The 7,831-nt window shown below is 36.3% G+C and carries 6 protein-coding genes; 2 read left to right on the top strand and 4 right to left on the bottom strand.

What is annotated here, in order from left to right; genetic code table 11:
* From BZK14_RS08560 to BZK14_RS08545, 4 genes are all read right to left on the bottom strand, one after another.
* Positions 1-3,927, bottom strand: a 3,927-nt coding sequence (locus BZK14_RS08560; RefSeq protein WP_077926096.1) for an Hpt domain-containing protein, incomplete at its 3' end; no start/stop codon positions are given.
* Between the two features lie 68 nt (positions 3,928-3,995).
* Positions 3,996-5,459 (bottom strand): methyl-accepting chemotaxis protein, encoded by a 1,464-nt coding sequence (locus BZK14_RS08555; RefSeq protein ID WP_077926095.1) that lies wholly within the window; start codon positions 5,457-5,459, stop codon positions 3,996-3,998.
* 31 nt (positions 5,460-5,490) lie between these two features.
* Positions 5,491-5,946, bottom strand: a complete 456-nt coding sequence (locus BZK14_RS08550) for a chemotaxis protein CheW (protein ID WP_077926094.1) — start codon at positions 5,944-5,946, stop codon at positions 5,491-5,493.
* 13 nt (positions 5,947-5,959) lie between these two features.
* Positions 5,960-6,331, bottom strand: a complete 372-nt coding sequence (locus BZK14_RS08545; RefSeq protein ID WP_077926093.1) for a response regulator — start codon at positions 6,329-6,331, stop codon at positions 5,960-5,962.
* Positions 6,332-6,482: 151 nt separating this feature from the next.
* Between BZK14_RS08545 and BZK14_RS08540 the strand changes: the two genes are divergently transcribed.
* Positions 6,483-7,220 carry a metal ABC transporter ATP-binding protein gene (locus BZK14_RS08540; RefSeq protein ID WP_077926092.1) on the top strand — a complete coding sequence of 246 codons (738 nt, stop codon included), beginning with the start codon at positions 6,483-6,485 and terminating at the stop codon, positions 7,218-7,220.
* Positions 7,221-7,237: 17 nt separating this feature from the next.
* On the top strand, positions 7,238-7,831 hold a 594-nt coding region (locus BZK14_RS08535; RefSeq protein ID WP_077926091.1), incomplete at its 3' end, for a metal ABC transporter permease.

Raw genomic sequence — 7,831 nt, 5'->3', positions numbered from 1 at the left:
CTCGGTATCATCAATGATTGTATCAGCCTCTATTAATCCTTTTTCGATAGCTTTAATGCGGATTTTTTCAATATTAAATCCTTTACCATCATCTGAAAGCTCAATATTTAAATCAGAACCACGTTTGGATACTTTGAGTGAAATGATGCCATGTTCAGGTTTGCCTGCAGCAATTCTTTCTTCTGGTGATTCAATACCATGGATGATTGAGTTACGAATCATATGATCAAAGGCGGCTGTCATTTGTTCTAAAACAACTCTTTCAACTTGAGTATCTGTACCAATAGCAATGAGCTCAATTTGTTTATTATTGGCTTTACTGATTTGGCGAACAATGCGGCGTAACCTTGGTAAAATTTGATTGAAACTAACCGTACCGATATCTGTTAGCGTGTCAGAAATTAAGTTTTGATTACCTGAAAATTTTGATAATGAAGTACTCATTACTTCCATATGTTCACTGATATGTTTATGGAATGTATTAAGATCTTCGATGGACTCAGAAATTGAACGTGCTAAATGTTGTAACTCTGAGAACTGATCCAATTCAAGAGGATCAAACTCTTCTTTATTCTGCGATGCTTTAGCATGTCTTGAAATCATTTGTGCTTCAGTTTCAATTTCAATATTACGCGCAGTCATATTGATATGCTGAGTGGTTCGAGCAATCTCAGCCAAAATACCAATAACATTAGACATTGAGTTATTGTACTGTGTAGTTAGAATATTGTTTTCTGAAACTTTTTCACTGATTCTATTAAGTTGTGTAGGAGAAATTTTCAATGAGCTCAATTCAGATTGAGCAGCAGTTGCAGTTTTATCAGTCACTTCTGTTGTTGTAGATTGACCTGTAACTGCTCCTTCTTTTGTCAACTCAGGTGGATTTTCATTACCTAATAATAGGTGTAATGCCGATAGTAGGTTAAAGCCTTCATGATCTAATTGCTTGCTATCACTTTCTAATAATACCTGTAAATGATCGAGTGCACGCTGGAGTACCTCAAATCGTTTAGGATCTGAGTCAAATAATGTAATGTAGTTTGGATCCAATAGAGATTCTAGTGCATGGCTCAATTGTCCTAAACCATCTTTCCCAACCATGCGAGCGCCACCTTTTAAGGTGTGCATTTGACGGCGAAGTTCAGATATTTTATCAGACTGAGGATTATAGTTTTCTTCTTGCCATTGTTGAATAAGCTCATCGGCTTGTTCTAATACTTCATGTGCTTCTTCTAGAAAAGCCTGCATAAGCTCAGGATCAACTTCTTCTTGTGTATTTTCTGAGTTTGTTTGAGCTTTAACTTCTTTATGTTCAACCTCTAAAATTGGTTTTTGAAGTTCTTCAATATACTCATATGCAATGGATTCATTGATCTGATTAACTTTAATGATTGCTAATACTGCTGTTAAGACTTTGCCCCATAAAATTAAGCGAGCATCTTGCGGTGTTAAGCCATGTGCACGGAATAACAGTAAGTGTTTGTGATAAGCACTGATTAAAAGATTATGCAGTGGTTGGCTATTAGAGAAATTAGGATGCAATAAACATAAAGAAATATCTTGGCTATAGCGTTTCAAAGCGGAATAGGTTCTGCTCTCACATTTTGTGAATCCCGTAATTAAACGCTGACTGAGCTCTTCATCCGTTAGCTCTAATATTTCATCTGTTAATTTTTGATCAAGATTACTTAATTCACTTTGTTCAATAACGCTTTGAATATTTTCGAACATTGCTTGGCGACGTTCAGATAAAATATCTTCCACGCTTGGCTGTGCCGGTGTTGTCTGTGCTGGATCAACAATGCTATCAGCTTCCTTTGTTTTGGGGCTAGAGAGGAATTCAGTAATATTACCCTTATGCTCTTTGAGCATATTCCCTTGATATAACAAACGATTACGTTCTTCATCTGAGATATTAATATTATTCAAATATTTTTTGAGATTAATATAAACATCTGCAATGTGTGCTGTGATTGCTGGAGTGAGTTTATAGCGTCCTGAAATAATAGCATCTAAAATATTTTCAATTGTGCCTGCAACTTCGCCTAATGTATTTAGGCCAATCATTAAGGCATTGCCTTTCAAGGTATGGAATACACGGCGTGTACGTTCTAAGTCAGAATGTGATGCACTATCATTTAATAGATTAATAGAAACTCTGTTCAACTCAGGCAATAACTCACGTTTAGCCTCTTCAAACATGCTGTTTCTTAATTCTGCAACGAGATCTTCATCTAATGATGCAACTTCAGATTCTACTGGTAGGGCAGAGCCGTGTAGGTGATAAGGTGATACATAATCATCCGGCATCTCATCAAATGCTTGATAATGGTGTGTAACTTCAACTTCTATATTTGGCTCTATTACTGCAGGAGCACTTGTTGTTTCTACTGTTATTTCAGATGGTTCAATAACGCCTTTATGGTCAATGAGGTACTGAGCTTGATAGGTTAGTCGCTGTAGTTCATTATCTTGAATTTCAGGATTGCTTAAACGAGCCTTAGCAGCATCGTATCCATCTAAAGCATGATATAAAATAGCTTCACTGAAGGGGTAATGGTTATCACGTACACCATTAATCACGCGTTCAACTTGCCAACCAATTTCACCAATAATTGGCATTGAGGCAGTATAGCCACTACCTTTAAGGGTGTGATAAGCACGACGCAAATCTAGAATATCAGATTCTTGATAAGGCTGATTTTTAAGAACAGCTGAAGCAGATTCTATTAAAGGGAAGATTTCTTCTTCTGCTTCTTCTCTGAAGCTTTCTTTAAGTTCCTGGATTAAATCGTCATCATATTGTGGCGATTCTTTCATTGTAGGCTCTAAACTTCCCTCTAAATAATATGGGTGTTTTTTCGCTGAGGTAATCACTTGTAGTGAAGGCTCAGTACTTATCGTATCTGTAACACTCGGCTCATCATTAATAATTGTTTCAGGTTTTTCTTGAATAATTTCTAATGTTGTTAATTCAGCATGAATTTGGCTTAAAACAACAGATGCATTGTCTACAGTTTGTTGTTCTGTAAAGGCTGTTAATTGTGTTTTTAGAGCATCGCTTGGAGTGAATATTAGCTGAGAGTTAGTAGCGCTAACAATATCATTAACATCTTTAAGATATTTTGTGTCTTGCTTTTGTGAGTTTTTGAGGCGCTCAACGGCATCGTAGAAATTTTTTTGAGCCAATAACATATAGCGATATTTTAGGGCTGAATCAAAAGTATCTGCTTGTGCGTAGTTATTGGTTTGATTAGATATGACAAAGAAGTCAGTAATTTTAATTAATGCAACTATTTTATCATGATCGGTTGGTGCTTGAATGAAACTTGGTGCATCTTGATAATGTGATTGTAGTACTGACTCAAAGGGTTGAATAATTGAGTATGCATCTTTAGGTAATGCATTGTTTGCATTGATATCTAAAATGAGCTTTTGAAGTGCATCAGCCGGCAAAGTAATATCAGTTGATTGTATCAGTGGTTGTTCTGCTGGCACTGCTTCAACAGGTTGTATCTCATTTTCTATAGATGTTTCTGGTGCAGGAGAATGAACTGCACGTAGTTGTTGAAGATCATGCTCTGTAATAGGCTCTAATTTTAGCTCTTGAAATGCGTTCTTAATTAAAATGGTATCAATAGCTTGTCCATCTATGATCTCTTTTAGATGGCGAATCAATGCATAGATACTTTTTTGTTCCGTATGATTAAAGTATCTATGATCTTTCTGTGCATAAAAAGACATAAAGTACTGCCATGTCTCAACATGTTCAGAGTCATCTTGAATTAGTTTTAGTAAAAAATTCGCATCAAAAGCATCAACTACTTGGTTGTTTTTCTCTATGGATGCAGTGCTCCAAATTTTACGAATGAGGAATGCACGTAAACTTTTAACTGCAATTATTAACTCATCATGCAATGCTGCCATTGATTCGTTCCTATATCTATTTTAGTTAATGGCGCATTATTTAGATGCGCCTAGTTATATTGGATGTTTTATTTGATTTTAAAACCACTGATGGATTCACGTAATTCATTAGCCAATTCATTGATTTTTTCAACAGAACGGTTAGTGATTTGAGTACTTGTTACATTTTGTTCAGTTAATTTTTTGATAGAGTCGATACTATCTTTCATCTTGTTACCCAATGTGGATACTTCGCGTGATGATTTAGATACGTTTTGGATCATGGATGCTAATTGAGTGGATACTGATTCAATTTCATTCAATGATTCACCTGCACGTTCTGCCAAATTCGCACCATTAACCACTTCACTGGTACTTTTTTCCATCGCAAAGATTGCTTCGTTGGTATCTGTTTGAATAGCTTTAACGATATTTTCAACACGGCGTGTCGCGTTACCTGTTCTTTCAGCTAATCGTTGGATTTCATCCGCAACAACAGCGAAGCCTCGGCCTGCATCACCTGCAGCCGCTGCTTGAATAGATGCATTCAATGCCAAAATGTGTGTCTGGTCAGCGATGTCATTGATTAATTCAACGATGTCACCGATTTCTTGTGAAGATTCACCTAAGCGTTTAATACGTTTTGAAGTTTCTTGGATGTGATCACGGATCTGATCCATACCTGAAATTGTTGAACGTACACGCTCAGAACCAGAGCGAGCCGCTTCAGTTGAGCTCATTGCAATATCAACGGCTGATGATGTTTGATCGGATACATCAATCATGGCTTCTGTTACATGAATCACTGTATTTGATGCTTCAGAAATTCTACGAGCCTGTTCGGTGGATGCTTTTAATAATACTTCTGCAACAGTTGAAGAGTCACCTACCGCTTCTGATAGCTTCTTGGTGGATTGGTTAACCATGGAAACAAGGTTTCTTAGTTCTTCAACAGAAAAGTTGAATGAGTCAGCTAATGTACCTGTAATGTCATCCGATACTTGCGCTTGTACAGTCAAGTCACCTTCAGATAGTGCTTGAATAACTTCTAGGAATTCTAAAAGTGCTTGTTGAGTGTGTTGTTGTGACTGCAACGATTGAGAATCTTCAATGGACAATGTTGTGCTTGATTTATACATTAAGATTATGAGTAGTAATAAGCTAAGCGCTGCTAGCCCTAAGAAGATATACAATGCGATTGCCGGTAACGTGATACCCAAAATTGAGTATGCTCCTGCCTGATTTTCTAAATTAGATGATGTCACAGCAAGATTTTGATTTTGCGCACTTAAGCTTTTTTGTAAGGATGTTAATAGTTTTTCAGCCTCATCAGTATCGTTTGCTTTTAATGCGTTCACTAATTTTGTTGCATTGATAGAGTTAATACTACTAGAAGACATTTGGCTATTTAAAAGATTTGCCTGATCTTGGGAAGTAGCATTATGTGCGTTATAAACCATAGATAGTGCTAGTGTTGTAAAAATTACTAGCGCAATCGTGCATAGAATATGGGGAATATGTGTGGATAGAAATTTTTTGAGTTTGGGTAGCATGGTTTTTGCCTCTATAAAATAAATATTATCTCTATAATTCTGGGTGCATAAATGCATTATTTTGAATGAGCTTAGATAGGTTTATGTTATATAAATATCCCTCATCAATCTCATACATGCCTTTTACTAATTCAGGTAGCCCTTCAAATTCAGGTGGGAAGTGCGTTGCTTCTTTTTCCTCTGCTTGAATGACGCGGATACCCATTAATTTATTGACTTTTATCCCATATTGCCACTCATTTTCTTGAATAATCAATATGTTATTTTTGTGTTGTTCCAAAGAGCGATTGGTGATGGATGGATTGGAAAGTTTTAAGATATCAGTGACAGGCACGATATTGCCTCGTAACTGAATTGTGCCAACTAGCCAATCTTTTGTCAAAGGAATAGGAGTAGGGGTTAAGCCTTGTACAACTTCTGAAATTGTATCGATCTGTGTGATGCATAGGATATTATCTATTGTATAAACAATGCCTCTGATACTCATGATGTTAAAGCCTTTATTGAATTAATTTTAGAGAGGTTAACATATCTGTGAGCAGATCTTCTTTACAGGGTTTATTTAAAAATCCTGCTGCTCCTAGTGTTTCTGCACGAATTTTATCACAAATTCCCTCTTTGCCGGAAAGAATAATGACAGGGATATTTTGAGTAGTTTGATGTCGTTTGAGTAACGTAAGGACTTCTGTGCCATCTAATACAGGCATGGATAAATCGAGCAAAATAACATGAGGTTGGATATCTAAAATTCGTTCTAGCGCGTCTAATCCATTATTGGCAGTATGTGCTACATAGCCTAAATTTTGCAACATATTTTTTATACCGATTCTGGCTGTTGCACTATCATCTATAATTAATGCTGTTTTATTCATTATTTACTCGCAACTCATAAGATCAATAGGATATTGTACTTCATTTTTGTTTGATTGCTAAAGAGCACCTTTAGGTAATATGCAAACTCTATTATAGAATATTAACTGTTTATATTATACTGAGCAATTATTCGAAAAAGCGATAATTAAAATGTTGGATCCTTGTGTTACTGTACAAAATGTTACGATGAGTTATCAGCGTCATCCCGTTGTGCATCACGTCAGTGTCGACTTTCCATGCGGTTTTACGAATGCGATCATAGGGCCAAATGGTGCAGGGAAGAGTACACTTTTAAAAATTATGATGGGCATGTTGGTACCTGATGAAGGTAAGGTATGTTTTAATCATGATGAAACAGTCGGTTATTTGCCACAACAATCAGATATTGATCGTTCTTTACCTATCACAGTGGAAGATCTTGTGGCGACAGGCTTCTTAGCGAGTGGATCAATTTTTAGCAAAATACCTGAAGATACTATGACGAAAGTCAAAGAAGCATTGGCTACGGTTGGCTTAACTGGCTTTGAGAATCGTACAATCGATAACTTATCTAATGGTCAATTTCAGAGAGCTTTATTTGCTAGGATTATTGTTCAGGATGCTGATGTCATTTTATTAGATGAGCCATTTAATGCTGTAGATGCTAAAACAAATTTAGATTTATGCCGGGTGATTACTAATTGGCGAACTGAAGGTAAAACTGTCATTGCAGTGATTCATGATTTTCATGTGGCAAAAGAGTATTTTGATTACACGCTCATGATGGCTTGTGAAAAAGTTGCTTTTGGGCGAACACAAGATGTGTTAACTGAACAAAATTTTGAGAAAGCATATTCGGCATCACTATATTGGGATGATGGGGCTGAAGTGTGCTCTGTTTCAGAATAAGGAATAATTAATCAATTATGTGGGATTTTTTAGTCACGCCATTTTTAACATTTCCTTTTATGCAAAGGGCTTTGCTGGCATCTTTTATGGTGGCAGTCTCTTCTGGCGTTGTGGGTAGTTTTTTGGTGATGCGAAGAATGAGTTTGGTGGGCGATGCATTAAGTCATGGGATTTTGCCTGGAATTGCTTTGGGGTTTATGTTCTATGGGTTTAATTTGATCGCTATGGGTATTGGCGGTGTGATTGCAGGGATAGCAATTGCATTATTAGCATTTTTAGTATCGCGTTATACGAGATTAAATGAAGATGCAAGTTTTGCTGCATTTTATCTCATTTCTCTATCCATTGGTGTCATTATTATTTCAAAGATCGGTTCACAAGTAGATTTGTTGCATATTTTGTTTGGATCTGTATTAACGATTGATAATACGATGTTGACTTTCTTGTGGGCGATTATGTGTTTTACACTGATCACAATTGCGATCATCTATCGTCCATTGGTTTTGTTTGTGATTGATCCCATTTTTTTACAGTCTATGAAAATTAAAGGCGTCAATTATTATGGTATTTTCTTATTAGTTGTTGTTGTTAACTTAATTGCAGGTTTTCAG

The organism is Wohlfahrtiimonas larvae (assembly GCF_002006755.1).
GTDB lineage: Bacteria > Pseudomonadota > Gammaproteobacteria > Cardiobacteriales > Wohlfahrtiimonadaceae > Wohlfahrtiimonas > Wohlfahrtiimonas larvae.
Note: the sequence above shows the minus strand (reverse complement) of the source record. Positions and strands in the feature narration are given on the sequence as shown.

Excerpts from the sequence above, each read along its gene's own strand:
- BZK14_RS08540 (WP_077926092.1), top strand. The coding sequence starts at position 6,483 with ATGTTGGATCCTTGTGTTACTGTACAAAATGTTACGATGAGTTATCAG.
- BZK14_RS08555 (WP_077926095.1), bottom strand. The coding sequence starts at position 5,459 with ATGCTACCCAAACTCAAAAAATTTCTATCCACACATATTCCCCATATT.
- BZK14_RS08545 (WP_077926093.1), bottom strand. The coding sequence starts at position 6,331 with ATGAATAAAACAGCATTAATTATAGATGATAGTGCAACAGCCAGAATC.
- BZK14_RS08550 (WP_077926094.1), bottom strand. The coding sequence starts at position 5,946 with ATGAGTATCAGAGGCATTGTTTATACAATAGATAATATCCTATGCATC.